This is a genomic window from Vibrio anguillarum, from assembly GCF_001989995.2.
Lineage (GTDB): Bacteria > Pseudomonadota > Gammaproteobacteria > Enterobacterales > Vibrionaceae > Vibrio > Vibrio anguillarum.
On record NZ_JAHGUP010000044.1, the window covers coordinates 1 to 380 of the forward strand.

The window sequence follows — 380 nt, forward strand, 5'->3', positions numbered from 1 at the left end:
CTAAGCGGAGAAGAGCCCCTTAGGTATTGCAAAAACTCTGAGTAAGTGGTCAAACTCACTTATCCACTACAACACGAGGTGGCATTGGGCTGGTGGTCATGGATGAAGACAATGAGATTGTTCATGAAGAGAGCATCATCATTAACCGAGATACGGATTGTACGGAGCTGGAGTTACTGGCGTTTATTGAAGGATTAGAGTATGCCGAAGACGGTGATGTTATCTATTCAGATAATGATTACTGTGTTAAAGGTTTCAACCTTTGGCTTGATGACTGGAAAGACCGAGGGTTGTAGTGGTCAACTAAAATTGGCCACGGTTTTAGAGTTTTCCCAATATAATCGTTCTGATTCATTGGGCGTTAGACCACCGTTATACTG

Annotated in this window: 1 pseudogene; it reads left to right on the forward strand. The window is 42.9% G+C overall.

Features of this window, described 5'->3' with window-relative positions:
* Positions 1–98 precede the first annotated feature (98 nt).
* Positions 99–290 (forward strand): annotated as a pseudogene (locus PL85_RS11815) (ribonuclease H family protein); the annotation flags it as partial.
* Positions 291–380 lie beyond the last annotated feature (90 nt).